The sequence below is a fragment of the Streptococcus koreensis genome (assembly GCF_003627135.1).
GTDB classification, from domain to species: domain Bacteria; phylum Bacillota; class Bacilli; order Lactobacillales; family Streptococcaceae; genus Streptococcus; species Streptococcus ilei.
In genome coordinates, this window is the sequence record NZ_CP032620.1 from 435,001 (window position 1) to 459,213 (window position 24,213).

General features: G+C 42.4%; 34 protein-coding genes, 1 tRNA gene and 2 rRNA genes (1 of these 37 only partly in view). 1 reads left to right on the top strand and 36 read right to left on the bottom strand.

The window, feature by feature from the left end:
* From D7D50_RS02315 to tgt, 34 genes are all read right to left on the bottom strand, one after another.
* Positions 1 to 297 (bottom strand): 23S ribosomal RNA (locus D7D50_RS02315); it reaches 2,604 nt to the left of the window's first position.
* Positions 298 to 426: 129 nt separating this feature from the next.
* Positions 427 to 499: transfer RNA gene (locus D7D50_RS02320), tRNA-Ala, on the bottom strand.
* A gap of 53 nt (positions 500 to 552) precedes the next feature.
* A 16S ribosomal RNA gene (locus D7D50_RS02325) occupies positions 553 to 2,101 on the bottom strand.
* The 16S and 23S rRNA genes sit together here with 1 tRNA gene alongside, the layout of an rRNA operon.
* 246 nt (positions 2,102 to 2,347) lie before the next feature.
* Positions 2,348 to 3,649, bottom strand: coding sequence for a glutamate-cysteine ligase family protein (locus D7D50_RS02330; RefSeq protein ID WP_120701377.1), 1,302 nt, complete (start codon positions 3,647 to 3,649; stop codon positions 2,348 to 2,350).
* Between the two features lie 196 nt (positions 3,650 to 3,845).
* Positions 3,846 to 4,232 (bottom strand): 50S ribosomal protein L17, encoded by a 387-nt coding sequence (rplQ, locus tag D7D50_RS02335; RefSeq protein ID WP_006595176.1) that lies wholly within the window; start codon positions 4,230 to 4,232, stop codon positions 3,846 to 3,848.
* Positions 4,233 to 4,243: 11 nt separating this feature from the next.
* On the bottom strand, positions 4,244 to 5,182 hold the full coding sequence (locus D7D50_RS02340; protein ID WP_006595177.1) for a DNA-directed RNA polymerase subunit alpha: 939 nt from the start codon (positions 5,180 to 5,182) through the stop codon (positions 4,244 to 4,246).
* 45 nt (positions 5,183 to 5,227) lie between these two features.
* On the bottom strand, positions 5,228 to 5,611 hold the full coding sequence (gene rpsK, locus D7D50_RS02345; protein ID WP_001118385.1) for a 30S ribosomal protein S11: 384 nt from the start codon (positions 5,609 to 5,611) through the stop codon (positions 5,228 to 5,230).
* A 26-nt stretch (positions 5,612 to 5,637) separates the two neighbouring features.
* A complete protein-coding gene (gene rpsM, locus D7D50_RS02350) occupies positions 5,638 to 6,003 on the bottom strand; it encodes a 30S ribosomal protein S13 (RefSeq protein ID WP_003009631.1) in 366 nt (121 codons plus the stop codon).
* 17 nt (positions 6,004 to 6,020) lie between these two features.
* Positions 6,021 to 6,137: a 50S ribosomal protein L36 gene (gene rpmJ / locus D7D50_RS02355; RefSeq protein ID WP_001808836.1), complete on the bottom strand. Its 117-nt coding sequence runs from the start codon at positions 6,135 to 6,137 to the stop codon at positions 6,021 to 6,023.
* A gap of 23 nt (positions 6,138 to 6,160) precedes the next feature.
* Positions 6,161 to 6,379, bottom strand: coding sequence for a translation initiation factor IF-1 (gene infA / locus D7D50_RS02360; RefSeq protein WP_001029883.1), 219 nt, complete (start codon positions 6,377 to 6,379; stop codon positions 6,161 to 6,163).
* Positions 6,380 to 6,495: 116 nt separating this feature from the next.
* Positions 6,496 to 7,134: an adenylate kinase gene (locus D7D50_RS02365; protein WP_006597039.1), complete on the bottom strand. Its 639-nt coding sequence runs from the start codon at positions 7,132 to 7,134 to the stop codon at positions 6,496 to 6,498.
* 96 nt (positions 7,135 to 7,230) lie between these two features.
* A complete protein-coding gene (gene secY / locus D7D50_RS02370; protein ID WP_023025007.1) occupies positions 7,231 to 8,538 on the bottom strand; it encodes a preprotein translocase subunit SecY in 1,308 nt (435 codons plus the stop codon).
* 12 nt (positions 8,539 to 8,550) lie between these two features.
* Positions 8,551 to 8,991 (bottom strand): 50S ribosomal protein L15, encoded by a 441-nt coding sequence (gene rplO, locus D7D50_RS02375; protein WP_006595181.1) that lies wholly within the window; start codon positions 8,989 to 8,991, stop codon positions 8,551 to 8,553.
* Positions 8,992 to 9,136: 145 nt separating this feature from the next.
* A complete protein-coding gene (gene rpmD, locus D7D50_RS02380; protein WP_002894509.1) occupies positions 9,137 to 9,319 on the bottom strand; it encodes a 50S ribosomal protein L30 in 183 nt (60 codons plus the stop codon).
* A gap of 14 nt (positions 9,320 to 9,333) precedes the next feature.
* Positions 9,334 to 9,828 carry a 30S ribosomal protein S5 gene (rpsE, locus tag D7D50_RS02385; protein WP_006595182.1) on the bottom strand — a complete coding sequence of 165 codons (495 nt, stop codon included), beginning with the start codon at positions 9,826 to 9,828 and terminating at the stop codon, positions 9,334 to 9,336.
* 17 nt (positions 9,829 to 9,845) lie between these two features.
* Positions 9,846 to 10,202 carry a 50S ribosomal protein L18 gene (rplR, locus tag D7D50_RS02390; protein ID WP_003010871.1) on the bottom strand — a complete coding sequence of 119 codons (357 nt, stop codon included), beginning with the start codon at positions 10,200 to 10,202 and terminating at the stop codon, positions 9,846 to 9,848.
* 83 nt (positions 10,203 to 10,285) lie between these two features.
* Positions 10,286 to 10,822 carry a 50S ribosomal protein L6 gene (gene rplF / locus D7D50_RS02395; RefSeq protein WP_023025004.1) on the bottom strand — a complete coding sequence of 179 codons (537 nt, stop codon included), beginning with the start codon at positions 10,820 to 10,822 and terminating at the stop codon, positions 10,286 to 10,288.
* A gap of 187 nt (positions 10,823 to 11,009) precedes the next feature.
* Complete coding sequence (gene rpsH / locus D7D50_RS02400; protein WP_006595183.1) at positions 11,010 to 11,408, bottom strand: 30S ribosomal protein S8; 399 nt, start codon at positions 11,406 to 11,408, stop codon at positions 11,010 to 11,012.
* Positions 11,409 to 11,588: 180 nt separating this feature from the next.
* On the bottom strand, positions 11,589 to 11,774 hold the full coding sequence (locus tag D7D50_RS02405; RefSeq protein WP_001085699.1) for a type Z 30S ribosomal protein S14: 186 nt from the start codon (positions 11,772 to 11,774) through the stop codon (positions 11,589 to 11,591).
* 17 nt (positions 11,775 to 11,791) lie between these two features.
* A complete protein-coding gene (gene rplE, locus D7D50_RS02410) occupies positions 11,792 to 12,334 on the bottom strand; it encodes a 50S ribosomal protein L5 (RefSeq protein ID WP_006595184.1) in 543 nt (180 codons plus the stop codon).
* Positions 12,335 to 12,357: 23 nt separating this feature from the next.
* On the bottom strand, positions 12,358 to 12,663 hold the full coding sequence (gene rplX / locus D7D50_RS02415; protein ID WP_006595185.1) for a 50S ribosomal protein L24: 306 nt from the start codon (positions 12,661 to 12,663) through the stop codon (positions 12,358 to 12,360).
* 76 nt (positions 12,664 to 12,739) lie between these two features.
* Positions 12,740 to 13,108 carry a 50S ribosomal protein L14 gene (rplN, locus tag D7D50_RS02420; protein ID WP_023025002.1) on the bottom strand — a complete coding sequence of 123 codons (369 nt, stop codon included), beginning with the start codon at positions 13,106 to 13,108 and terminating at the stop codon, positions 12,740 to 12,742.
* 25 nt (positions 13,109 to 13,133) lie between these two features.
* On the bottom strand, positions 13,134 to 13,394 hold the full coding sequence (rpsQ, locus tag D7D50_RS02425) for a 30S ribosomal protein S17 (protein ID WP_000440801.1): 261 nt from the start codon (positions 13,392 to 13,394) through the stop codon (positions 13,134 to 13,136).
* 23 nt (positions 13,395 to 13,417) lie between these two features.
* Positions 13,418 to 13,624, bottom strand: a complete 207-nt coding sequence (gene rpmC, locus D7D50_RS02430) for a 50S ribosomal protein L29 (RefSeq protein WP_003002350.1) — start codon at positions 13,622 to 13,624, stop codon at positions 13,418 to 13,420.
* A 9-nt stretch (positions 13,625 to 13,633) separates the two neighbouring features.
* On the bottom strand, positions 13,634 to 14,047 hold the full coding sequence (rplP, locus tag D7D50_RS02435) for a 50S ribosomal protein L16 (RefSeq protein WP_023024998.1): 414 nt from the start codon (positions 14,045 to 14,047) through the stop codon (positions 13,634 to 13,636).
* A gap of 3 nt (positions 14,048 to 14,050) precedes the next feature.
* Complete coding sequence (gene rpsC / locus D7D50_RS02440) at positions 14,051 to 14,704, bottom strand: 30S ribosomal protein S3 (protein ID WP_006595187.1); 654 nt, start codon at positions 14,702 to 14,704, stop codon at positions 14,051 to 14,053.
* A gap of 12 nt (positions 14,705 to 14,716) precedes the next feature.
* Positions 14,717 to 15,061 carry a 50S ribosomal protein L22 gene (gene rplV / locus D7D50_RS02445; protein WP_006595188.1) on the bottom strand — a complete coding sequence of 115 codons (345 nt, stop codon included), beginning with the start codon at positions 15,059 to 15,061 and terminating at the stop codon, positions 14,717 to 14,719.
* A gap of 11 nt (positions 15,062 to 15,072) precedes the next feature.
* On the bottom strand, positions 15,073 to 15,354 hold the full coding sequence (rpsS, locus tag D7D50_RS02450; protein WP_000533766.1) for a 30S ribosomal protein S19: 282 nt from the start codon (positions 15,352 to 15,354) through the stop codon (positions 15,073 to 15,075).
* A 103-nt stretch (positions 15,355 to 15,457) separates the two neighbouring features.
* Positions 15,458 to 16,291: a 50S ribosomal protein L2 gene (rplB, locus tag D7D50_RS02455; protein ID WP_006595189.1), complete on the bottom strand. Its 834-nt coding sequence runs from the start codon at positions 16,289 to 16,291 to the stop codon at positions 15,458 to 15,460.
* 17 nt (positions 16,292 to 16,308) lie between these two features.
* On the bottom strand, positions 16,309 to 16,605 hold the full coding sequence (locus D7D50_RS02460) for a 50S ribosomal protein L23 (protein ID WP_006595190.1): 297 nt from the start codon (positions 16,603 to 16,605) through the stop codon (positions 16,309 to 16,311).
* Complete coding sequence (gene rplD, locus D7D50_RS02465) at positions 16,605 to 17,228, bottom strand: 50S ribosomal protein L4 (RefSeq protein ID WP_003009591.1); 624 nt, start codon at positions 17,226 to 17,228, stop codon at positions 16,605 to 16,607. Before rplD ends, D7D50_RS02460 begins: the two co-directional genes overlap by 1 nt.
* 24 nt (positions 17,229 to 17,252) lie before the next feature.
* Positions 17,253 to 17,879, bottom strand: a complete 627-nt coding sequence (rplC, locus tag D7D50_RS02470; RefSeq protein ID WP_003010846.1) for a 50S ribosomal protein L3 — start codon at positions 17,877 to 17,879, stop codon at positions 17,253 to 17,255.
* An 83-nt stretch (positions 17,880 to 17,962) separates the two neighbouring features.
* The gene (gene rpsJ / locus D7D50_RS02475; protein WP_003009585.1) at positions 17,963 to 18,271 is read right to left on the bottom strand and encodes a 30S ribosomal protein S10; all 309 of its coding nucleotides are present in this window, start codon (positions 18,269 to 18,271) and stop codon (positions 17,963 to 17,965) included.
* Between the two features lie 441 nt (positions 18,272 to 18,712).
* The gene (gene tgt, locus D7D50_RS02480) at positions 18,713 to 19,855 is read right to left on the bottom strand and encodes a tRNA guanosine(34) transglycosylase Tgt (protein ID WP_023024993.1); all 1,143 of its coding nucleotides are present in this window, start codon (positions 19,853 to 19,855) and stop codon (positions 18,713 to 18,715) included.
* A 151-nt stretch (positions 19,856 to 20,006) separates the two neighbouring features.
* Between tgt and D7D50_RS02485 the strand changes: the two genes are divergently transcribed.
* Positions 20,007 to 20,894, top strand: coding sequence for a DUF975 family protein (locus tag D7D50_RS02485; RefSeq protein ID WP_042361315.1), 888 nt, complete (start codon positions 20,007 to 20,009; stop codon positions 20,892 to 20,894).
* Between the two features lie 158 nt (positions 20,895 to 21,052).
* Here the strand turns inward: D7D50_RS02485 and D7D50_RS02490 are convergent, their stop codons facing one another.
* Both D7D50_RS02490 and polA read right to left on the bottom strand, forming a co-directional pair.
* A complete protein-coding gene (locus tag D7D50_RS02490; RefSeq protein WP_120701378.1) occupies positions 21,053 to 21,493 on the bottom strand; it encodes a CoA-binding protein in 441 nt (146 codons plus the stop codon).
* A 73-nt stretch (positions 21,494 to 21,566) separates the two neighbouring features.
* On the bottom strand, positions 21,567 to 24,212 hold the full coding sequence (polA, locus tag D7D50_RS02495; protein ID WP_120701379.1) for a DNA polymerase I: 2,646 nt from the start codon (positions 24,210 to 24,212) through the stop codon (positions 21,567 to 21,569).
* Between the last annotated feature and the right edge of the window lies 1 nt (position 24,213).

The window sequence follows — 24,213 nt, forward strand, 5'->3', positions numbered from 1 at the left end:
CCTACAACCCCGAAGAGTAAACTCTTCGGTTTGCCCTCCTGCCGTTTCGCTCGCCGCTACTAAGGCAATCGCTTTTGCTTTCTCTTCCTGCAGCTACTTAGATGTTTCAGTTCACTGCGTCTTCCTCCTCATATCCTTAACAGATATGGGTAACAGGTATCACCTGCTGGGTTCCCCCATTCGGACATCCCCGGATCGGCGCTTACTTACAGCTCCCCGAGGCATTTCGTCGTTTGTCACGTCCTTCTTCGGCTCCTAGTGCCAAGGCATCCACCGTGCGCCCTTATTAACTTAACCTTATTAACCTAATTTTTTCAAAAATTAGAAAACTCATTAAATATTCACAGCGTTTTCGGTTTATTTTCTTGTTACTATTTGATATAGATATTCAATTTTCAATGTTCATCCTTGGTGATCTCTCACCAATGGAGCCTAGCGGGATCGAACCGCTGACCTCCTGCGTGCAAAGCAGGCGCTCTCCCAGCTGAGCTAAGGCCCCACAAGACCTCTCAAAACTAAACAAGACGAACGTGCAGGTTTCCTTATCCTTAGAAAGGAGGTGATCCAGCCGCACCTTCCGATACGGCTACCTTGTTACGACTTCACCCCAATCATCTATCCCACCTTAGGCGGCTGGCTCCTAAAAGGTTACCTCACCGACTTCGGGTGTTACAAACTCTCGTGGTGTGACGGGCGGTGTGTACAAGGCCCGGGAACGTATTCACCGCGGCGTGCTGATCCGCGATTACTAGCGATTCCGACTTCATGTAGGCGAGTTGCAGCCTACAATCCGAACTGAGACTGGCTTTAAGAGATTAGCTTGCCGTCACCGACTTGCGACTCGTTGTACCAGCCATTGTAGCACGTGTGTAGCCCAGGTCATAAGGGGCATGATGATTTGACGTCATCCCCACCTTCCTCCGGTTTATTACCGGCAGTCTCGCTAGAGTGCCCAACTAAATGATGGCAACTAACAATAGGGGTTGCGCTCGTTGCGGGACTTAACCCAACATCTCACGACACGAGCTGACGACAACCATGCACCACCTGTCACCTCTGTCCCGAAGGAAAACTCTATCTCTAGAGCGGTCAGAGGGATGTCAAGACCTGGTAAGGTTCTTCGCGTTGCTTCGAATTAAACCACATGCTCCACCGCTTGTGCGGGCCCCCGTCAATTCCTTTGAGTTTCAACCTTGCGGTCGTACTCCCCAGGCGGAGTGCTTAATGCGTTAGCTGCGGCACTGAGTCCCGGAAAGGACCCAACACCTAGCACTCATCGTTTACGGCGTGGACTACCAGGGTATCTAATCCTGTTTGCTCCCCACGCTTTCGAGCCTCAGCGTCAGTTACAGACCAGAGAGCCGCTTTCGCCACCGGTGTTCCTCCATATATCTACGCATTTCACCGCTACACATGGAATTCCACTCTCCCCTTCTGCACTCAAGTTAAACAGTTTCCAAAGCGTACTATGGTTAAGCCACAGCCTTTAACTTCAGACTTATCTAACCGCCTGCGCTCGCTTTACGCCCAATAAATCCGGATAACGCTCGGGACCTACGTATTACCGCGGCTGCTGGCACGTAGTTAGCCGTCCCTTTCTGGTAAGATACCGTCACAGTGTGAACTTTCCACTCTCACACTCGTTCTTCTCTTACAACAGAGCTTTACGATCCGAAAACCTTCTTCACTCACGCGGCGTTGCTCGGTCAGGGTTCCCCCCATTGCCGAAGATTCCCTACTGCTGCCTCCCGTAGGAGTCTGGGCCGTGTCTCAGTCCCAGTGTGGCCGATCACCCTCTCAGGTCGGCTATGTATCGTCGCCTTGGTGAGCCGTTACCTCACCAACTAGCTAATACAACGCAGGTCCATCTGGTAGTGATGCATTTGCACCTTTCAAGCAGATATCATGCAATATCTACTGTTATGCGGTATTAGCTATCGTTTCCAATAGTTATCCCCCGCTACCAGGCAGGTTACCTACGCGTTACTCACCCGTTCGCAACTCATCCGCTCGGTGCAAGCACCAAGCTTCAGCGTTCTACTTGCATGTATTAGGCACGCCGCCAGCGTTCATCCTGAGCCAGGATCAAACTCTCATTAAAATAATTGTTTGTCTTAAACTCATTCTGTCACTGACAGATTTATTGTTTTTTTATTGTTCAGTTACTATAACTTCCGTTATAGCGCCCTGCACATTGGTTCGTCTTGTTCAGTTTTCAAAGGTCTTTGTCGCTCTCGCGCGACAACTATATTAGTATATCACGACCTTCTCTTCTTGTCAATATCTTTTTTCTATTTTTTTATTTTTTTTGTTATTTTTTTGATTTTAAAAAGGAAATGCTGTTAAATTAGCACTTCCCTAACTCATTCATTATTCCTTCGAGATAAACTTCTTCTTGCTTTCCACGGTCAATCAATCCTCTTTTAGAGATTGTTAGTAGATCCAATGAATAGTGTTTAATTTTCTCCAATTCATTTTTAGTTAAATGTTTTTTAGAGTATTGTCTTCTTAATTCTTTTGGATTTTCTTTGCTAAAATCAAAATAATTATTTTGAGCTAAATACTCTTCCAATTCTTTGATATTATAATGCAATCCTACATGAAAGGCAATTGGTGCAAATGTTTTATGTAACGGTTGAGTACAAACACTTCTGTATTCGATAGTTCCTCTTGTTGTTAAATCTTGAAAATGGTAGCTTCTATGATTCTTTAGGTCTTCTTCTTGTGGTTTTATATTTTGTCTCGTTCCATTTAATCGATAAGCTACTATTTTTTCTCTCGCTAGGTAATCCTCTACTCTAATAGGTTCGAAATATAGTATTTCTTCCTCACGATAAACATAAAACATGGCTGTCTTCGCTAAATAATCCAGAAAGTCCTGTTCATTTATAAACGCTTTAGGATTCACACCAACATTTTCCTGGTAATAACCATGCATAGACTCTTCCCAGAAAATATCTCTTGATATCGTCGTATCCCAGTTTTCTCCATCGAAAATGGAATTAGCAAACAGATATGCTTTTGCAGGTTCCACCTTATTCATCGCGTTAATCACTTTTAAATAATTATTTCTTGAAACATCCAGTTGCACTTGATTTCCACAAATAAAGGTTCCATAGTCTGGATAGTTATGAAATTGACGGTTGGTAGCTTGTTCAGCTAGTTGTAAGAATTGGATCAGCATTTTATAACGATCAATTTTTACAGGTTGATTATCGTTTATTCTCCAATAAGGATGAAGGCCACATCCTTCAATTTGATGCTGTTTCTCTCTTAAAAATGGTTGAATGATGCTTAAATAGTGATTAAAACGTCTTTCAACTTCTTGAATTGTTTTAGCTTTTTCAAACGCAAATTCAATGGTATTGTAGGATAACTCGAATACAATTTGATCTTTATTTATTTCATGTTGCAACTGGACTGGATTGCCGTCTTCATCTAGTTTAATCGCTATAAATTCTTCAACCTCTTGCAGATACTTAAAAAGAGCCTTTGCAACCAATACATCCGTTTTATTTCCCAAGGTATTTACGATCGGAAATTCTAGTTCAACTCCAATGTACTGATCTGGATTTTCTTTCAGGGAAGCCAGGTAACGCTTCGCCAATAGTTGCTGGGCCAGTGTTTGTGATTTTTCTTTTACTGTCATAACTCTTCTATTATATCAAAAAACGCCTGCTTACGAAATTGTTTTAAATTAAAGCAATTTCGTAAACAAGCGTCTACCATTTACCTCAATATGATGAGTGTTACCGCTAGGATAAATCCTAGCGGCAGACCAGAGCTAGACTAAGAAGAACTGTATAGTTCTCCCAACATCATAACACTCAACAAAATTGATGATTTTATACTAATTCGATAATTGCCATTGGCGCAGCATCCCCACGGCGTGGTTCAGTTTTAAGGATACGAGTATATCCACCATTGCGCTCAGCATAACGTGGTGCAAGTTCAGAGAACAATTTTTGAAGTGCTGTTGTTTCTGAATATTTACCAGTTTCTTCATCAAAGTTTTGTGATGCAACTTCATTACGTACATAAGCAGCTGCTTGACGACGTGCATGCAAGTCACCACGTTTACCTAAGGTAATCATTTTTTCAACTGATTTACGGATTTCTTTTGCACGTGCTTCAGTTGTTACGATTGCTTCATTGATGATAAGATCTGTTGTCAAATCACGAAGCATTGCTTTACGTTGTGAGCTAGTGCGTCCTAGTTTACGGTAAGCCATGTATTCCTCCTCTATTTATCGTTTTTTAGCCCAAGGCCTAAATCGGCAAGCTTAACTTTAACTTCTTCGAGACTCTTACGTCCAAGGTTACGAACCTTCATCATTTCTGGTTCAGATTTTTCTGTTAAATCATACACAGTGTTGATACCGGCACGTTTCAAACAGTTATATGAACGGACAGAAAGATCTAATTCTTCGATGGTACGTTCTAATACTCGATCATCTGATGCTGTATCTACTTCCTTCATTACATCTGTCGCAATTGCGATTTCTGTTAAGTTAGTAAAGAGGTTAAGGTGCTCTGTCAAAATACGAGCAGATAAACCTAAGGCATCTTCTGGAATAATTGTTCCATTTGTTAAAATTTCAAGGGTTAGTTTGTCAAAACCATCGTTGCTACCAACGCGAGCTGGTTCAACTTGGTAATTAACTTTTGTCACTGGCGTATAGATTGAATCTACTGCAAGTGTACCAACTGGTGCATCATCTTTTTTATTCTGATCAGCTGGAACATAACCACGACCGCTATTCACAGTCAAAGTTGCTTTAAAGCTTGATCCTTCACCGATTGTAAAAAGATAATGATCAGGGTTTACAATTTCAATGTCACTATCCGTAAGAATATCTCCAGCAGTTACTTCTGCAGGACCTTCTACATCAAGCTCAATAATCTTTTCGTCTTGGACGTAAGATTTTACAGCGATCCCTTTAACGTTAAGAATGATTTGCATAACGTCTTCGCGGACACCTGGAACTGTATCAAATTCGTGCAATACACCTTCAATATTAATTGAAGTAACAGCAGCACCTGGAAGTGAAGCCAATAATACGCGACGAAGAGAGTTCCCCAGTGTTGTGCCATAACCACGTTCAAGTGGTTCTACTACAAATACACCGTAATCTTTATTTTCATCAATTTTTGTTATATTTGGTTTTTCAAACTCAATCATTTGCTATACTCCCTCTGAAACGAAAAGCTGTGTAATTGTTGATGATTATACACGGCGACGTTTTGGAGGACGAGCACCATTGTGTGGCACAGGAGTCACATCGCGGATTGCAGTAACTTCAAGACCAGCAGCAGCAAGAGCACGAATAGCAGACTCACGACCAGAACCAGGACCTTTAACAGTAACTTCTACTGATTTAAGACCATGTTCTTGAGCTGATTTTGCAGCAGCTTCTGAAGCCATTTGTGCAGCAAATGGTGTAGATTTACGAGAACCTTTGAAACCAAGAGCACCTGCAGATGACCATGCAATTGCGTTACCATGCACATCAGTAATCATAACAATTGTGTTATTAAATGTTGCGTGAATATGAGCAATACCTGATTCGATATTCTTTTTCACACGACGTTTACGTGTTGGTTTAGCCAAGATTTTTACCTCCTTATTTTATTTTCTTATTTTTTCTTACCAGCAATCGCAACAGCTTTACCTTTACGAGTGCGAGCATTGTTTTTAGTGTTTTGTCCACGAACAGGAAGTCCACGACGGTGACGGATACCACGGTATGAACCGATTTCCATCAAACGTTTAATGTTCAAGTTCACTTCACGACGAAGGTCACCTTCTACTTTAATTGCGTCAACTTCACGACGGATAGCATCTTCTTGATCTGGTGTAAGGTCACGAACACGAATATCTTCAGAAACTCCTGCAGCAGCAAGAATTTTCTTAGATGTTGGAAGTCCAATACCGTATACATAAGTCAATGAAATTACTACACGTTTGTCATTTGGAATGTCAACTCCAGCAATACGAGCCATGTTTTCTCCTTTCTATCTTATCCTTGACGTTGTTTGTGTTTTGGATTTGCTGGGCAAATTACCATAACACGACCATTACGACGAATTACTTTACAGTATTCGCAAATTGGTTTGACCGATGGTCTTACTTTCATTTTTATCCCTCCAAGTTTTTCGATTATTTAAAGCGGTATGTGATGCGTCCACGTGTCAAATCGTACGGACTCATCTCCACTGTAACACGATCTCCCGCTAAAATACGAATATAGTTTTTACGAATTTTACCAGAAACTGTTGCTAAAATCTGATGTCCATTTTCAAGTTCAACCGTAAACATAGCATTCGGCATTGTATCAACTACCTTGCCTTCTACTTCAATCACATCGTCTTTTGCCACGCAAAAGTACCTCCATAAATTTCGATTCATTCCTCTGAGCACAGAGGTAACAATTATAAGTCAGACTAATTCATTGTATCACTTGTTGTCAATTATTGCAAGCAACTAAAACGTTTTTATTTCAAATTCTCTAAGACTTTTTGGATATCCTTAAAGACGTCGTTAATATCTTGGTTTCCTTCGATATCATGGACTAAACCTTTTGCACGATAATGAGCAAGAATCGGCTCACCTTGAGCGATATTCACATCCAAGCGGCGTTTAACTGTTTCTGGTTTATCGTCCTCACGTTGGTAATAGTCTTCTTCCTTGTAATCAGCTGGTGGGTTGAATACTTTATGGTAGGTTTCTCCTGTTTCGCGGTGAATAATACGACCGCTCAAGCGTTCAAGAAGGCAAGATGGATCCACTTCGATGTTGATTACACCCTCAAGTTCAAGGCCAAGATCTACCAAAATTTGATCCAAAGCATGTGCTTGTTCAATCGTGCGAGGAAAACCGTCTAAAAGGAATCCTTTTTCCTTAATATCGTCTTGAGCCAAACGTTCTTTTACAATCCCGTTGGTTACATCATCCGGCACCAATTCACCTTTATCGATGAATGATTTTGCCAACACACCCATTTCGGTTTGATTGGCCATTGCAGCACGGAACATATCCCCTGTTGAGATATGTGCAACTTGAAATTGTTCTACAATTTTAGCTGCTTGCGTCCCCTTACCTGCTCCAGGCAATCCCATGATTAATAAATTCATAATCATTTGCTCCTTATTTTGTTTTTAAATAAGCCTGTTACAATTTAACAAACTTATTCAAAAACAAAATAGAAGGTTGACAATGTCAACCTAATTCTATTCTGTTGTATCCATGAAACCAATGTATTTGCGTTTCAACAAGTAACCTTCTAATTGTTTCATTCCTTCAATACCAGTCGAGATGATGATCAAGAGACTAGTTCCTCCGAGGGCAACTGTATCTGTCAGACCAAAGATATCCCGAGCAAGGATTGGAATAATAGTGATAAATCCAAGGAATAGAGAACCGACCGTAGCCAAACGTCTAAGAAGACGTGACATGTAGTCTTCTGTTCCCTTACCAGGACGCACACCTGGAATGTAAGCACCACTCTTTTGTAGATTTTCCGCAGTTTTTTCTGGGTTAATCTGTACAAATGTGTAGAAGAAAGTAAACAAAATGATTAGCAAAGCATACATTGCTACACCAGTAGGTGTATTGGTTGCTAACATAGATTGTGCTGTTCGAACCCATCCAGCATTGTAACCCATGGCACTAATGACCTGGAAAATTGCTGCCGGTGCAGCCGTGATCGAACTAGCAAAGATGACAGGAATAACTCCAGCTGGGTTTACCTTCAATGGAAGATATGAGCTAGATGGTGCTCCTTGTGCAATCTTTGTGTATTGGATTGGAATTTTATACTGAGCTTGTTCCACAAAGGTTGTGAAGTAAATGATCACTAATACCGCTAAGATTAACAGACCTACGAAAATTAGTGAATTAGTCAATTGTCCAGAACGAACGTTAACAAATGAATCTTCATAAACACCTTTGATCATCTCTGGAATTGAAGAAACAATCCCCGCAAAGATAATCATAGAAACACCGTTTCCGTATCCTTTGTCTGAAATCTGTTCTCCTAACCAGGTCACAATCATCGAACCTGTCGTTAAAATTGCACCAATTAAGATGTAGGTTTCAACGTTTGGTGTCGACACTAATTTAGCCTGTGACAAGGTGTGGAAAGTAGCTGTAATTCCAATGGATTGAACGAAAGCTAGAACCAAAGCGATATAACGTGTTGCCTGATTCAACTTTCTCCGTCCAACTTCTCCTTGTTTCCCCCACTCAACAAACTTTGGAAGCAAGTCCATTTGAAGGAGCTGAACAACGATGGAAGCCGTGATGTAAGGACTCACCCCTAGGGCAAAGACAGAGAAGTTTCTCATGGCATTCCCTGACACCAAGCTCATCATATTCAAGAAGGAAACATCTTGTAAGTTGTTAAGGATTTTCGCATTCACACCAGGAACCGTAATCGTGGTTCCGATTCGAAAAACAAGTATGATAAAAATGGTAAATAAAATTTTTGATCTTACTTGTTTTACCTTAAATGCATCTTTTAATAATTTAAAGAACATAGGTCACCCCTCTTAGATGACTTCTACTGAACCACCTTTAGCAGTGATAGCTTCTTCAGCTGATTTAGAGAATTTAGCTGCCTTAACAGACAATTTCTTAGTCAATTCCCCGTTACCAAGAATTTTAATCCCTGATTTTTCAGCTTTTACAATACCTGCTTCAACAAGTACAACTGGTGTTACTTCAGCACCATCTTCGAAGACGTTCAACTGATCAAGGTTTACAATAGCATATTCTTTAGCGTTGATGTTTGTAAATCCACGTTTTGGAAGACGACGGAACAATGGAGTTTGTCCACCTTCAAAACCAAGACGTACACCGCCACCGCTACGAGCTTTTTGACCTTTTTGACCACGGCCAGAAGTTTTACCGTTACCAGATGAAGTACCACGACCAACACGGTTGCGGACTTTACGTGAACCTGCAGCAGGTTGTAATTCATGAAGTTTCATTATTTAATTTCTCCTCTTTTGTAAATTGCTAACGCATGCAATCAGGAAAAGGTGTCCTGACTACAAACTCGCCTATACTTATATTTAGTTTTAGGGGATGAGAAATTTCCCATACCCCTGAAAACCTTGTTCTATTATAAATAGATTATTTTACTTCTTCAACTGTTACCAAGTGAGATACTGCAGTGATCATTCCACGTACTGCTGGGTTATCTTCTTTAATAACAGAGCTGTTCAATTTGCCAAGTCCAAGTGCTACAACAGTTTTACGTTGTGACGGGATGCGTCCGATTGGAGACTTAGTCAAAGTAATTTTAATTTGAGCCATTTGAATCTCCTTTCTTAAGCCAAGTCAGAAACTGAAATACCACGAAGGGCAGCAACTTCTTCAGCGCGTTTCAATTGAGCTAATCCTTCCACTGTTGCACGAACAATGTTGATTGGAGTGTTTGATCCAAGTGATTTAGATGTTACATCTGCAATACCTGCCAATTCGACAACGGCACGAACTGCACCACCTGCAGCAACCCCAGCCCCTTCGATAGCTGGTTTCAACAATACACGAGCTCCACCAAATACTGATGTTACTTCGTGTGGAATTGTTGTTCCAACCATAGGAACTTCAATCAAGTTTTTCTTAGCATCTTCTACTGCTTTACGGATTGCTTCTGGTACTTCTTGAGCTTTACCTGTACCAAAACCAACACGTCCGTTACGGTCACCAACAACTACAAGAGCTGCAAAGCGAAGACGACGTCCACCTTTAACAACTTTTGTAACACGGTTGATGGCAACTACACGTTCTTCAAGTTCAACTGCATTGTCTTTAAATGCCATTTTCTAGTGTCCTCCTATTAGAATTTCAATCCGTTTTCACGAGCTGCATCAGCCAAAGCTTTAACACGTCCGTGATATAGATATCCACCGCGGTCGAACACCACTTCAGAAATACCTTTAGCAACTGCACGTTCAGCAACAAGTTTGCCGACAACAACGGCTTGTTCAGTTTTAGTTCCTTTTGAAACTTCTTTGTCAAGAGTTGAAGCGCTTGCGAGCGTTACACCCGCTACGTCATCAATTACTTGAGCGTAGATGCCTGTATTAGAACGGAATACGTTCAAACGTGGGCGATCAGCAGTTCCAGAGAGTTTTCCGCGAACGCGACGGTGGCGTTTTTGACGGATTTTATTTTTATCTGGTTTCGAAATCACAATTTTCACCTCTTAATTTTAAAATCATGTGCTAAGCACTGAGTTGGAAAATAGGTGGGTGGTTGATAGACAACCACTCAACATTATTTACCTGTTTTACCTTCTTTACGGCGAACGAATTCACCAACGTAACGGATTCCTTTACCTTTGTAAGGTTCTGGTGAACGAAGGCTACGTACGTAAGCAGCTGTTTGACCAACTACTTCTTTTGAAATTCCGCTGATAACGATAGTCGTTGGGTTTGGAAGTTCAAAAGTAATTCCTTCTGGAGCTTCAACTTCGTCTGGGTGAGATTTACCAACAGCCAAGACAAGTTTGTTTCCTTGAAGTTGTGCACGGTAACCAACCCCGCGCATTTCAAGTTCTTTCTTGAATCCTTCTGATACACCAACAACCATGTTGTTCAAAAGGGCACGAGTAGTTCCGTGGATGGTTTTCATTTCTTTTGAATCGTTTGGACGGTGAAGAGTTACTTCAGTACCTTCCACACGGATTTCAATATCTTTTGAGAACTCACGAGTAAGTTCTCCTTTAGGTCCTTTTACAGTTACTACGTTGTCCTTGTTAGTGAGTTCAACACCAGCAGGCAACACGATAACTTTATTACCAATACGTGACATGTTTTTATTCTCCTGTTAAATTGTCAGGCCATGACGGCCAGTTTTCACGGGGTTTAAATCTTTTTGATTTAAAAAATAATGTTTAGGTCTCAATTTCTAAGTGAATCGAGGCATCGTCTCGCAGGCATAACTTTGAGTTAGGCAAGAGACGATAACGAAGAGTCACAACGAAATTGGGAGCTAAATATTACCAAACGTAAGCGATAACTTCTCCACCAACGTTCTTTTGGCGTGCTTCTTTATCAGTAAGCAAACCTTCAGAAGTTGAAAGGATAGCAATTCCAAGTCCGTTAAGAACTTTTGGAAGATCTTCACGTTTTTTGTAAACACGCAAACCTGGTTTAGAAACACGTTTCAAGTTTGTGATAACTTTTTCACCGTTTGCTCCGTATTTCAAGAACACGCGGATGATTCCTTGTTTGTCATCTTCGATCACTTCAACGTTTTTCACAAAACCTTCGCGTTTAAGGATTTCAGCAATCCCTTTTTTGATGTTTGATGCAGGTACTTCAAGTACTTCGTGTTTTGCTTGGTTAGCGTTACGAATACGAGTTAGGAAGTCTGCGATTGGGTCAGTCATAACCATTTTATATTTCTCCTCTTACTAGTAGTTTGAAATTTTCACTTGCTAGTTAATGATTGAGCTAAGCTCAAAATATGTTTCTAGGTTTCAATTCCTAAGTGAGTCTAGGCATCTGCTTGCAAGCATAACTTGAGTTAGGCAAAAGCAGATAACGACGATTCACGACGGGATTGAAAGCTAGAATTACCAAGATGCTTTAGTGACACCAGGAATTTGTCCTTTGTATGCCAATTCACGGAAGCAAACACGGCAAAGTTTAAACTTGCGGTAAACTGAGTGTGGACGTCCACAACGTTCACAGCGAGTGTATGCTTGAGTAGAGAACTTCGCTGGGCGTTTGTTCTTAGCAATCATAGATTTTTTAGCCATTAGTTTTACCTCCTATATTATTTTGCAAACGGCATACCAAGGCCAGTAAGCAATGCACGTGATTCTTCGTCTGTGTTCGCAGTAGTTACGATTACAATATCCAAACCACGAGTTTTATCAACATCATCAAAGTTGATTTCTGGGAAGATCAATTGCTCTTTCACACCAAGTGTGTAGTTTCCGCGTCCGTCAAATGATTTTGTTGGAACACCGTGGAAGTCACGAACACGTGGAAGTGAAACTGAAACCAATTTGTCCAAGAATTCGTACATACGTTCGCCACGAAGAGTTACTTTCGCACCGATCGCTACACCTTCACGAAGACGGAAGCCGGCGATTGATTTTTTAGCTTTTGTGATAAGTGGTTTTTGACCTGAGATCAATGCCAATTCTTCAGCAGCTTTCTCAAGGTTTTTAGCGTTAGAAACAGCGTCTCCAACACCCATGTTCAAAACGATCTTATCAACTTTTGGCACTGCCATAACTGATGAGTAGTTAAATTGTTCAGTCAAAGCTGGAACTACTTCATTAAGGTATTTTTCTTTTAAACGATTAGCCATTATACTTCTCCTTTCCTTCGTGATTAGTCAAGCACTTCGCCTGATTTTTTGTTATAACGAACTTTTTTGCCGTCTACGAATTTGTAGCCAACACGTCCAGCAACACCGTTCTTGTCCAAGACTTGAACGTTTGATACATGGATTGGAGCTTCTTTTTCGATGATAGCACCTTGAGGGTTTTCGTTATTTGGACGTTGGTGTTTCTTAACAAGGTTTACACCTTCAACAACAACTTTATTTACTTTTGGAAGAGCAGCAACGACTTTAGCTTCAACACCTTTGTCTTTACCAGCAATTACACGAACTTTGTCGCCAGTTTTTACAAACATTTTATTCTCCTTTTATTCTTACGCCCGTTGGGCACCCTGGCCAATGAGCCAGGGGACTGTGTTTGTGATTTTTATATTAAAGTACTTCTGGAGCAAGTGATACGATCTTCATGAAACCACCGTCACGCAATTCACGAGCGACTGGGCCAAAGATACGAGTTCCGCGAGGAGTTTTGTCTTCACGGATAATCACTGCAGCATTTTCGTCGAACTTGATGTATGAACCATCTTTACGACGAGCACCTGATTTAGTACGAACGATAACAGCTTTTACAACGTCACCTTTTTTAACCGCACCACCAGGAGTAGCTTGTTTTACAGATGCTACGATAACATCACCGATACCTGCGAATTTACGTCCTGAACCACCAAGAACTTTGATGGTCAAGATTTCGCGTGCACCACTGTTGTCAGCAACTTTCAAACGAGTTTCTGTTTGAATCATTTAAGTTTTCTCCTTTCAGGTCAGATTAGATGATGACCGCTTCTTCAACAACTTCTACAAGACGGAAGCGTTTTGTAGCTGAAAGCGGACGAGTTTCCATGATACGAACGATATCGCCTTCTTTGGCAACGTTGTTTTCATCATGTGCTTTGTATTTTTTAGAATAGTTGATACGTTTACCATAGACTGGGTGGTTACGTTTAGTTTCAACTACAACTGTGATTGTTTTGTCCATTTTGTCAGACACAACGCGTCCAACAAGAACTTTACGATTATTGCGTTCCATTGAAATTCTCCTTCCCTAGTCTATTATTTAGCTTCTGATTGAACAGTTTTGATACGAGCGATTTGTTTTTTCACTTCTTTCAAACGTCCAGTTTGTTCCAATTGACCAGCAGCTGCTTGGAAACGAAGTTCAAACAATTCTTTCTTCAATTCATTTTCACGCTTCGCGAGTTCTTCTTGAGAAAGACCACGAAGTTCTTTAACAAATTCTTTTACTTCTGTAAGTTTCATGACCTCTCCTTATTTTGCTTCACGTTTTACGAATTTACATTTAACTGGCAATTTGTGGCTTGCAAGACGAAGCGCTTCGCGAGCGATCTCTTCAGATACACCAGCAACTTCAAACATTACTTTACCACGTTTAACTGGTGCTACCCAACCTTCAGGTGCCCCTTTACCAGATCCCATACGTACCCCGATAGCTTTAGCGGTGTATGATTTGTGTGGGAAGATCTTGATCCAAACCTTACCACCACGTTTCATGTAACGAGTCATGGCAATACGAGCAGCTTCGATTTGGCGGTTAGTGATCCAGTGGCTAGTTGTAGCCTGAAGACCGTATTCACCGAATGATACTTCTTTTCCACCTTTGGCTTCACCGCGCATTTTACCACGGAATTCGCGACGGTGTTTTACACGTTTAGGTACTAACATTGGTTATTTACCTCCTTTAGCGTCTTTACGAGCCGGAAGAACTTCACCACGGTAGATCCATACTTTAACACCAAGTTTACCGTAAGTTGTATCTGCTTCTTCCCAAGCGTAATCGATGTCTGCGCGAAGTGTGTGGAGTGGAACTGTACCTTCAGAATATCCTTCGGCACGGGCGATATCTGCACCGTTCAAACGACCTGATACTTGAGTTTTAATTCCTTTAGCTCCAGCGCGCATAGTACGTTGGATCGCTTGTTTTTGAGCACGACGGAAAGCCACACGTTGCTCCAATTGACGAGCAATTCCTTCACCAACAAGGTGAGCATCCAAGTCAGGACGTTTGATCTCGATGATGTTGATGTGAACTTGTTTACCTGTCAATTTGTTAAGAGCTGCACGAAGTGCATCGACGTTTGCTCCACCTTTACCGATAACCATACCTGGTTTAGCAGTGTGAAGTGAAACGTTAACTTTGTTTACTGCGCGTTCGATTTCGATAGTAGAAACCGCTGCGTCAGCTAATTCTTTTTGAATAAATTTGCGGATTGCAAGATCTTCATGAAGGTAATCCGCGTATTCTTTTTCAGCATACCATTTGGCATCCCAATCACGGATGATGCCGACACGCATTCCAATTGGATGTACTTTTTGACCCACGATGTTACCTCCTTATTTTTCTGTCACAACCACTGTGATGTGGCTTGTGCGTTTGTTGATTGGTGAAGCTGAACCTTTCGCACGTGGACGGAAACGTTTCATAGTTGGTCCTTCATTTGCGAATGCTTCAGATACTACCAAGTTTGCTTTTTCCAAACCAAAGTTGTTTTCAGCGTTTGCTACTGCTGAGTTCAATACTTTTAAGATGATTTCAGCTGCTTTGTTTGGAGTGAATTTCAAGATTGCTACTGCATCGGCTACGCTTTTACCACGGATGTTGTCAAGAACAAGACGTGATTTACGAGGTGAAACACGCACTGTACGAGCCATTGCTTTAGCTGAAGTAATTTCTGCCATTTATGTTCTCCTTATTTTCTACGTGTCTTCTTGTCATCTGCAGCGTGACCTTTGTAAGTACGAGTTGGTGCAAATTCACCAAGCTTGTGACCTACCATGTCTTCTTGGATGTAAACCGGTACGTGTTTACGTCCATCATAAACTGCGATAGTGTAACCAATGAAACTTGGGAAGATCGTTGAACGACGTGACCAAGTTTTGATAACTTTTTTCTTTTCGTCATTAGCTTGAGCTTCAACTTTTTTCATCAAATGCTCATCGACGAAAGGTCCTTTTTTAAGACTGCGTCCCATTTTATTATTTTCTCCTTTAAATATAGTACCACAGCGGCTTGCGCTCCCAAGGAGCGCTACCGAGCTGGCGGATTCTCTAGCCACTTAAGCGACTAGTTTAAAATTATTTCTCGTTGCGACGACGAACGATAAGTTTGTCAGATTTCGCTTTCTTGTTACGAGTTTTAAGACCAAGAGCAGGTTTGCCCCATGGAGTTGATGGTGCTTTACGACCAACTGGTGCTTTACCTTCACCACCACCGTGTGGGTGATCGTTAGGGTTCATTACAGAACCACGAACTGTTGGGCGGATACCTTTCCAACGGCTACGTCCTGCTTTACCAAGGTTAACAAGTCCATGTTGTTCATTTCCGACAACACCAACTGTAGCACGGCAAGTACCAAGGATCATACGAACTTCACCTGATTGAAGACGAACAAGAACGTATTTACCTTCAGAACCTAACACTTGAGCAGAAGCTCCAGCAGCACGTACCAATTCTCCACCACGACCTGGTTTCAACTCGATGTTGTGGATCAAAGTACCAACTGGGATGTTAGCAAGTGGAAGAGCGTTTCCGACTTTGATATCTGCTTCTGGACCTGAAACGATACGTTGACCAACTTCAAGACCTTTTGGAGCGATGATATATGCTTTCACACCGTCAGTGTAGTGTACCAAAGCGATGTTTGCAGAACGGTTTGGATCGTACTCAATTGTTTTTACAACTGCTTCAACGTTGTCTTTGTTACGTTTGAAGTCGATCAAACGGTAATGACGTTTGTGTCCACCACCTTGGTGACGAACTGTGATACGTCCGTTGTTGTTACGACCTGCTTTGCTCTTCAATGAAACAAGCAAAGATTTCTCTGGTGTGCTTGTTGTGATTTCAGCGAAATCCAAAGAAGTCATATTACGGCGACCGTTTGTTGTTGGTTTATAAACACGAATTCCCACGATATTTCCTCCTTAGATTATTCAGCTTCAGTAGCGAACAACTCGATTGCTTTTGAATCAGCTGTAAGCGTGATGATAGCTTTTTTAGTTTTTGAAGTAAAACCAGTGTAACGTCCAACACGTTTTGCTTTTGGTTTTACATTTACAGTGTTCACATTCGCAACTTTCACACCTTCAAAGGCAGCTTCAACAGCTTGTTTGATCAAAAGTTTGTGAGCGCGAGTGTCAACTTCGAATACATATTTGCCTGCTTCAAGTTGAGCCATTGACTTTTCAGTGATAACAGGTTTTTTGATAACATCATACAAATTCATTATGCAAGAACCTCCTCGATTTTAGAGATAGCTGCTTGAGTAACAAGAAGTTTGTCACTATTTGCGATGTCAAGAACACTTGCAGTTGTAGCAGTCGCAACTTTCACGTTTGGAAGGTTACGAGCTGAAAGAGCTGCGAATTCGTTTCCTTCTTCAAGAATAACAAGGACTTTAGAATCGATGCTCAAAGCTGCAAGAACTTTTGCAAATTCAGCAGTTTTTGGAGCTGTAAATTCAAGAGAATCAACGGCTACAAATTTGTTTTCAGCAACTTTTTCTGAGTAAACAGATTTAAGCGCAAGGCGACGAACTTTTTGAGGAAGTTTGTACGCATAGCTACGTGGAGTTGGTCCGAAGACGATTCCACCACCACGCCATTGTGGAGAGCGGATAGAACCTTGACGAGCACGTCCAGTTCCTTTTTGACGCCATGGTTTGCGTCCACCACCTGAAACGGCAGAGCGGTTTTTAACTGCGTGAGTTCCTTGACGAAGGCTAGCACGTTGGCTGATGATTACATCAAATACAACTGCTTGGTTTGGTTCGATACCAAAGATCGCATCGTTAAGAACAACTTCGCCCGCTTGTTTACCAGTTTGGTCGAATAATGTTACATTTGCCATTTTGACTGTATTCCCCTTTCCTTATTATTTACCAGCTTTAACTGCTGACTTGATAGTGATAAGAGATTTCTTAGCACCTGGTACGTTACCTTTGATAAGGATAACGTTCTTTTCTGGAACAACTTGTACAACTTCAAGGTTTTGAATGGTTACACGATCGCCACCCATACGTCCTGCAAGGTTTTTACCTTTGAATACGCGGTTAGGTGCAACAGGTCCCATAGAACCTGGACGACGGTGGTAACGAGAACCGTGAGCCATAGGTCCACGTGATTGTCCGTGGCGTTTGATAACACCTTGGAAACCTTTACCTTTAGAAGTACCAGTTACATCAACAATGTCTCCAGCTTCGAAAGTATCAACTGTGATTTCAGCACCAACTTCTAAGCCTTCAACGTTTTTGAATTCACGAATGAAGCGCTTAGGAGCCGTGTTAGCTTTTGCTACATGTCCTTTAGCAGGTTTGTTACTCAATACTTCGCGTTTGTCATCGAAACCAACTTGGATAGCGTTGTAACCATCTGTTTCAACAGTTTTAACTTGAAGAACAACGTTTGGAGTTGCTTCGATAACTGTTACAGGGATCAATTCGCCAGCTTCAGTGAAGATTTGAGTCATTCCCACTTTTTTCCCTAAGATTCCTTTTGTCATGAGAAAATAGTTCCTTTTCTATAATTTTTTATTCAAAAAGTTTTTAACGAGCGTTTTTCATGCTCAATGTATCAAGCTTTAGATTAAAGTTTGATTTCTACGTTTACACCACTTGGAAGATCCAATTTCATCAAAGCGTCAACTGTTTTTTGAGTTGGGTTGATGATGTCGATCAAACGCTTGTGTGTACGCATTTCGAATTGTTCGCGAGAATCTTTGTATTTGTGAGTCGCACGAATAATTGTGTAGAGGCTACGCTCAGTTGGAAGTGGGATTGGACCCGCAACTTGTGCACCTGTACGAGTAGCTGATTCTACGATTTTTGCAGCCGCTGTGTCAAGTGTACGGTGTTCGTACGCTTTCAAACGGATGCGGATTTTTTTGTTTGCCATCTTTTTCTCCTTTTCGTCTATTTAAGATAATAGGCTAGCTCCACAAGAAAACCGACATGCGTTGCGTGGCAATGCAACCGAGCGTGTCGCAACCTCTTGCATCAAAGCTAATAGCTGTTTTTCACAGCACCATAGTAGTTTAACACAATGAAAGGCTCAATGCAAGGGATTTGAACAGATTTTTTTCGTTTTTTTAATGAAAGTGTTTTCGAAAGAAATAGAGTACTAAAAAAGTTGCTATTATATAGAAAAAAGGAGCAAGATGGAACAAATTTATATCCAAATTTGTTCTGTCTCGCTCCCTCACAGTTGATTGGGTTATCTTCGGAGCTTCATAAGCTCCAAGGATAGCAATCAACCACTGCGTCTAGCAGTTGTTTCTATTATTCTCAGATGGCTGTAGTCTTTTCTCCAGCCTTTGTTCTTTATATGTAGCTCTTCCTAGAAATTCCGACCTGATTTGTTATAGCCATATTTTTCGACGAAATGCTCACGGAACTCTAAGAGATTGTCATCCATGATCGCTTGACGGACCTGCTTCATGAGGTTGATCAAGAAATAGAGATTGTGGTAGCTAGTCAAGCGGATTCCAAAGGTCTCATCCGCCTTGAGGAGGTGGCGGAGATAGGCCCGGGTGTAATTCTTACAAGTGTAGCAATCACATTCGTGATCTAGCGGCGTAAAGTCTTCAGCAAATTGCGCATTTTTCACCACCAGGCGTCCTTGACTGGTCATGCAGGTACCATTTCGCGCAATCCGCGTTGGCAAGACACAGTCAAACATATCCACTCCACGAATTACCCCATCGATTAGACTGTCTGGAGCTCCCACTCCCATCAGGTAGCGAGGCTTGTTCTCCGGCAAGAGGGGAGTTGTAAAATCAAGCACCGCATTCATTTCTTCATGGCTTTCTCCAACAGCTAACCCACCGATAGAATATCCTGGGAAGTCCATGCTGACCAGATCACGGGCAGACTGACGGCGCAAATCTTCAAAGCCAGCCCCTTGTACAATCCCGAAAAGTCCTTGATCGTGAGGGCGACGGTGAGCCTTAAGACCACGCTCTGCCCAACGGCTGGTCCGTTCGATTGATTTTTTCACATAATCATAGGGTTGATAGAACTGAGGACATTCATCAAAGGACATCATGATGTCACTCCCTAGATTATTTTGGATGGAGATGGCCTTTTCTGGAGAGAGGAACATTTTCGAGCCGTTGAGGTGGTTTTTAAAGGTTACCCCTTCTTCAGTAATATTGCGGGTATCCGCTAGTGAATAAACCTGGAAACCTCCACTGTCTGTCAAAATTGGCTGGTCCCAGTTCATGAATTGATGCAGCCCTCCTGCTTTTGCGACCAAGTCATCCCCTGGACGAAGCCAGAGATGGTAGGTGTTGGCCAAGATAATTCCTGAACCCATTTCCTTGAGCTCTTCTGGCGATTGGGTCTTAACGGTTGCCTGAGTCCCTACAGGCATAAACATTGGGGTTGGAAAGGTCCCGTGAGGGGTAATAATTTCTCCCAAGCGGGCACCTGTATGCTTTTCTTTTTTGATCAAGCGATATTGAATCGGTGAATCTGTCATGGTTACCTCCGTACTGGGAAAGACAGTCCCAGCCTTCTTATTCCTGTCACAGGTTCTCCTGTGAGCACCTGTACGATTGTACCAAATTTTACCAGCTCTGTCACGGACTTGTGTTATAATAAAGGGTACTACTACCATGAAAGAGGACATTATGAATATCAAATTGGTTCGCGCTCAAGCCCGGCAACTGCAATTGCAACACCCTATGGTCTTCTCCTACTTCGCCTTGCCAACTTTCCTGACAATTCTTGCAAGTTACATTTTGACAGGGACAGACATCACTGAAACACTTGCTCACATGGAACTCAGAGAAGGGATGCTCTTTCTTCTAAGCCGACAGATTTTCCCTGCCATCATTGGATTTATCCTTTCTTTCCTCTATTTAGGAGCAACCTTTCGCTTTTTAATGTCTGCCTCTAACAAGGGAGAAAAGAACTTTACTATCTTCACCATCTTTCAGAGCCAATATTTTACACCAGCATTTTTGACGCTATTCATTAAGCAAGTTATTCTATCTTTGTGGGGGAGTCTCCTCTATGGGAGTCAGCTCCTCTTAACGGTAGTCAGCTATCAAGTTCTCACTATCAATGAATCCTTCTCCTCTACCTCTCCCCTTAGAGCGGATACTCCAGAAGTTCAAGCGATTCTCAAGTTAGCGCCAACAATGACGACTGGACTCTTAATGGCTCTGGTTGGCCTCCTGCTCTTCCTCCCTTTTTATTATCAGTATAGTTTGGTCGAGTTGATCCTGTATAGTCGACTGATGACAGGAACCTATGACGGTCCCATGTCTATCCTCCGTCAAAGTAAGGAAGAGATGAAAGGTTTTAAGAGCCACCGCTTTGTTCTTGATTTGAGTCTGATCGGTTGGCAACTTCTATCATTTTTCACTTTAGGAATTGCTAATTTCTATGTCAAACCTTATGCAACCAGTTGCCAAATCGTCTTTTACCATACCCTCCTTCAAAAACGGATGCAGGCGGGCAGTCGCTTTCAGCAAAAGGCGCCGGATCTACCTAAGTCTAACCCACTCGATTAACAAAGAAAACAAGAGAACCCACCTTCGATTGGAGCCATTCTCCAAAGCACTAGGTGGGTTCTTTATTCTCTATAAGGAAATCACTCCTTATTTATTTTAACCCTCGTGTCATCTTCATCACTGGATGAAACACACGAGGTTCTGAGATGGATCAAAGACTATTCTTCTCCCAAGACCAAACGAGTATGCTCGCGTTTGATACAGCGGTTCATGACGATATCTTCTCGTCCAGCTCCACGAAGAATGTCTTCTGCTTCTTGATTTTCCAGCTCCAATTGGGCCCAGAAGATCTTCGCATCCGTCTCAATAAAATCACGCGCAACATCTGGTAAAAATTCACTGCGACGGTATATATCTACAATATCTACTGGGAAAGGAATTTCCTGCAAGCTAGCATATACCGTTTCTCCAAGGACCTGGCCTCCTGCCGCACGAGGATTGATGGGAATAATCCGATAGCCCCGCTCTTGCATCTCCTTGCTGACACGATGGCTGGTCGTATCCTCACGGTCAGATAGTCCGACCACGGCGATGATCTTGCTAGTTTCTAGGTAATGTTTGATAACGCCATCACTAGGATTGCGAAAAGAATAAGCCATATGAATCTCCTTTTTATCTATTTCTTGCTATAACAATTTGGATAGCACTAGACGTGCTTTTCCGACCTCAATCTTATTTGGCCTCATACCAGGTTTGCCCTTCGTTCTCATCAGCTTCCAGTGGAACCGCTAGTTCAATAGCAGATTCCATGGTCTCTTTGACCAACTGCTTAATCTTGGCCAACTCTTCTTTCGGCACTTGTAGGACGATTTCATCGTGGACCTGAAGAAGCATCTTGGTCTTGTATGCCCCTGCTTCTAGCGCTTCATCCAAGTGGATCATAGCAATTTTCAAGATGTCTGCTGCCGATCCTTGGATTGGTGAGTTGATGGCTGTCCGTTCCGCAAATCCTCGAATATTGAAGTTTCGAGAATTGATATCTGGAATTTCCCGGCGACGCTTGAAGAGGGTTTCTACATAGCCCTTGTCACGTGCTTCCCGCACCACTCTCTCCATATAATCCTTGATGCCCGGGTAGCGTTCAAAGTAGGTCTCAATGTAGGCTTTAGCTTCTTTTCGACTGATCCCTAGGTTGTTAGACAGTCCAAAATCGGAAATTCCATAAACCACGCCGAAGTTTACTGCCTTGGCATTGCGACGGTCATTTGGTGTCACATCTTCTGGCTTTTCAATATTGAAGACCCGCATAGCAGTCGATGTATGGATATCTGCCCCATGCTTGAAGGCATCAATCAAATGCTCATCGCCCGAAATATGGGCCAAGACGCGCAATTCGATTTGTGAGTAGTCCGAGCTGAGCAAGACACTGTTTTCCTCTTCTGGAACAAAAGCCTTACGAATGAGACGACCTTGTTCCAAACGGACAGGGATGTTTTGCAGGTTGGGATCCACACTAGACAAACGGCCTGTCTGCGTCAAGTCTTGCACATAGCGGGTGTGGATTTTCCCATCTTCCAAAACCCAATCTTGAAGCCCGATGACATAGGTCGACTGAATCTTAGCAATCTGGCGGTATTCGAGAATCTTAGACACAATCGGTGCAATTGGAGCCAGGCGTTCCAAGACATCAACAGCAGTCGAATAACCAGTTTTGGTCTTTTTGGTATATTCAAGAGGGAGTTCCAATTTTTCAAAGAGGATGACCCCCAATTGTTTTGGAGAATTGATATTGAACTCTTCTCCTGCTAACTCGTAGATTTCTTGGGTCAGACGCTCCAAGACTGCTTCGTTTTCCACCTGCATGTCTTGGAGGGTCTGGCGTTCTACCTTAATCCCCGCGATTTCCATCTTGGCCAAAACAGCTGCTAGTGGTTGCTCCATATCATAGAGCAAATCTAGTTGGTCATGGGCTTGCAACTGCTCCATCATGGGCTCTTCCGTATCTAGTAGAACAGCGACTTTTCGTGCCAAATGCTCTAATAAGACCGCCTTTTCTGGAATGGCTTTTTTGGCCCCCTTGCCATAAACCACTTCATCGAGCGGTAGCGCAATCTGGCTATAGAGGCTCGCAATAGTTGAAATTTCATTGTCCTCTACGGTCGATAAGAGATACTTGGCCAACCGACTATCAAAAGCCGGCTTTTGCAAGGTAATGCCCAAGTGGCTGAGCAAGACCTTGGCCCGCTTGAAGTCATAAACCTTGAGGGGCGTTTTTTCAAGAAATTCTTTAAAAATTGGTGTTTGTAAAAGACTACTGTCTGTGCTAGCGTAGAGCTGACCTTTTGTCCCCCATGCAAAACCGATGATCGGTTCTGTATGGTAATTGTCTCCAAAGATCTCAAAATGGAAGAAACTATCTTCTGTGAGCATATCCGAGGTGACCTGCTCTACCTCCGTGTAGTTAATGGTTATGGGAGCAGCTTCTTCTCCGCCTAAATCCAAGGCCTGACGGAGTTGCTTGAAGCCCATCTCCTCATAAAACTTAGCCAGATTTTCAAGATGGGGACCTGTATAGGTGATATCGTCCAGGCCAATCTCAATAGGTGCATTGGTATCGATGGTCGCAAGGGTCTTGGACAAGTAAGCCTGCTCCTTGTCGTTGATGAGATTTTCCTTCATTTTAGAAGGCTTCATCTCGTCAATATGCTCGTAAATGCCATCAAGAGACCCGTACTCTAGGAGTAGTTTGATCCCGGTCTTTTCTCCAATCTTGGTAACACCTGGGATATTATCCGACTTATCCCCCATCAAGGCCTTGAGGTCGATAAATTGCTCCGGTGTCAGCCCCATCTTTTCTTTCAGATAGGCTGGAGTGAATTCTTCAAACTCTGCCACTCCTTTTTTAGAGATTTCAACCACCGTATTGTCATCCGTTAGCTGGATCAAGTCCTTGTCCCCAGAGACAATAGTGACTTCAAAGGGCACCGAGGTGGCTTCTGCCATCTTATCTAGCGTTCCAATAATGTCATCCGCTTCATACTGGGCCAGCTCATAATGGCGAATTCCCAGATGGTCTAATTGCTCGCGAATGAAAGGGAACTGCTCGCGGAATTCATCTGGTGTCTTTGCCCGCCCCCCTTTGTAGTCGGCATACATCTCCGTCCGGAAGGTGGTCTTTCCTGCATCAAAGGCGACGAGAACATGGGTTGGTTGGATGCGCTCCAAGAGATGGCTTAACATGAGATTAAAGCCATAGACCGCATTGGTATGCAACCCATTGGCATTTTTAAAGCGATCGATTTGATTATAAAGTGCGAAAAAGGCACGAAAAGCGACGGAAGAGCCGTCGATGAGTAGTAATTTATTCTTTTTTTCCATA

What these genes read in the sequence shown, in the direction of transcription:
- D7D50_RS02330 (WP_120701377.1), bottom strand. Translation starts at nt 3,649, where the DNA reads ATGACAGTAAAAGAAAAATCACAAACACTGGCCCAGCAACTATTGGCG.
- rplQ (WP_006595176.1), bottom strand. Translation starts at nt 4,232, where the DNA reads ATGGCTTACCGTAAACTAGGACGCACTAGCTCACAACGTAAAGCAATG.
- D7D50_RS02340 (WP_006595177.1), bottom strand. Translation starts at nt 5,182, where the DNA reads ATGATTGAGTTTGAAAAACCAAATATAACAAAAATTGATGAAAATAAA.
- rpsM (WP_003009631.1), bottom strand. Translation starts at nt 6,003, where the DNA reads ATGGCTCGTATTGCTGGAGTTGACATTCCAAATGACAAACGTGTAGTA.
- rpmJ (WP_001808836.1), bottom strand. Translation starts at nt 6,137, where the DNA reads ATGAAAGTAAGACCATCGGTCAAACCAATTTGCGAATACTGTAAAGTA.
- D7D50_RS02365 (WP_006597039.1), bottom strand. Translation starts at nt 7,134, where the DNA reads ATGAATTTATTAATCATGGGATTGCCTGGAGCAGGTAAGGGGACGCAA.
- secY (WP_023025007.1), bottom strand. Translation starts at nt 8,538, where the DNA reads ATGTTCTTTAAATTATTAAAAGATGCATTTAAGGTAAAACAAGTAAGA.
- rplO (WP_006595181.1), bottom strand. Translation starts at nt 8,991, where the DNA reads ATGAAACTTCATGAATTACAACCTGCTGCAGGTTCACGTAAAGTCCGC.
- rpmD (WP_002894509.1), bottom strand. Translation starts at nt 9,319, where the DNA reads ATGGCTCAAATTAAAATTACTTTGACTAAGTCTCCAATCGGACGCATC.
- rpsE (WP_006595182.1), bottom strand. Translation starts at nt 9,828, where the DNA reads ATGGCATTTAAAGACAATGCAGTTGAACTTGAAGAACGTGTAGTTGCC.
- rplF (WP_023025004.1), bottom strand. Translation starts at nt 10,822, where the DNA reads ATGTCACGTATTGGTAATAAAGTTATCGTGTTGCCTGCTGGTGTTGAA.
- rpsH (WP_006595183.1), bottom strand. Translation starts at nt 11,408, where the DNA reads ATGGTTATGACTGACCCAATCGCAGACTTCCTAACTCGTATTCGTAAC.
- D7D50_RS02405 (WP_001085699.1), bottom strand. Translation starts at nt 11,774, where the DNA reads ATGGCTAAAAAATCTATGATTGCTAAGAACAAACGCCCAGCGAAGTTC.
- rplE (WP_006595184.1), bottom strand. Translation starts at nt 12,334, where the DNA reads ATGGCTAATCGTTTAAAAGAAAAATACCTTAATGAAGTAGTTCCAGCT.
- rplX (WP_006595185.1), bottom strand. Translation starts at nt 12,663, where the DNA reads ATGTTTGTAAAAACTGGCGACAAAGTTCGTGTAATTGCTGGTAAAGAC.
- rplN (WP_023025002.1), bottom strand. Translation starts at nt 13,108, where the DNA reads ATGATTCAAACAGAAACTCGTTTGAAAGTTGCTGACAACAGTGGTGCA.
- rpsQ (WP_000440801.1), bottom strand. Translation starts at nt 13,394, where the DNA reads ATGGAACGCAATAATCGTAAAGTTCTTGTTGGACGCGTTGTGTCTGAC.
- rpmC (WP_003002350.1), bottom strand. Translation starts at nt 13,624, where the DNA reads ATGAAACTTACAGAAGTAAAAGAATTTGTTAAAGAACTTCGTGGTCTT.
- rplP (WP_023024998.1), bottom strand. Translation starts at nt 14,047, where the DNA reads ATGTTAGTACCTAAACGTGTAAAACACCGTCGCGAATTCCGTGGTAAA.
- rplV (WP_006595188.1), bottom strand. Translation starts at nt 15,061, where the DNA reads ATGGCAGAAATTACTTCAGCTAAAGCAATGGCTCGTACAGTGCGTGTT.
- rpsS (WP_000533766.1), bottom strand. Translation starts at nt 15,354, where the DNA reads ATGGGACGCAGTCTTAAAAAAGGACCTTTCGTCGATGAGCATTTGATG.
- D7D50_RS02460 (WP_006595190.1), bottom strand. Translation starts at nt 16,605, where the DNA reads ATGAATTTGTATGATGTTATCAAAAAACCTGTTATCACTGAAAAGTCA.
- rplD (WP_003009591.1), bottom strand. Translation starts at nt 17,228, where the DNA reads ATGGCAAATGTAACATTATTCGACCAAACTGGTAAACAAGCGGGCGAA.
- rplC (WP_003010846.1), bottom strand. Translation starts at nt 17,879, where the DNA reads ATGACAAAAGGAATCTTAGGGAAAAAAGTGGGAATGACTCAAATCTTC.
- rpsJ (WP_003009585.1), bottom strand. Translation starts at nt 18,271, where the DNA reads ATGGCAAACAAAAAAATCCGCATCCGTTTGAAAGCGTACGAACACCGT.
- tgt (WP_023024993.1), bottom strand. Translation starts at nt 19,855, where the DNA reads ATGACAGATTCACCGATTCAATATCGCTTGATCAAAAAAGAAAAGCAT.
- D7D50_RS02485 (WP_042361315.1), top strand. Translation starts at nt 20,007, where the DNA reads ATGAATATCAAATTGGTTCGCGCTCAAGCCCGGCAACTGCAATTGCAA.
- D7D50_RS02490 (WP_120701378.1), bottom strand. Translation starts at nt 21,493, where the DNA reads ATGGCTTATTCTTTTCGCAATCCTAGTGATGGCGTTATCAAACATTAC.
- polA (WP_120701379.1), bottom strand. Translation starts at nt 24,212, where the DNA reads ATGGAAAAAAAGAATAAATTACTACTCATCGACGGCTCTTCCGTCGCT.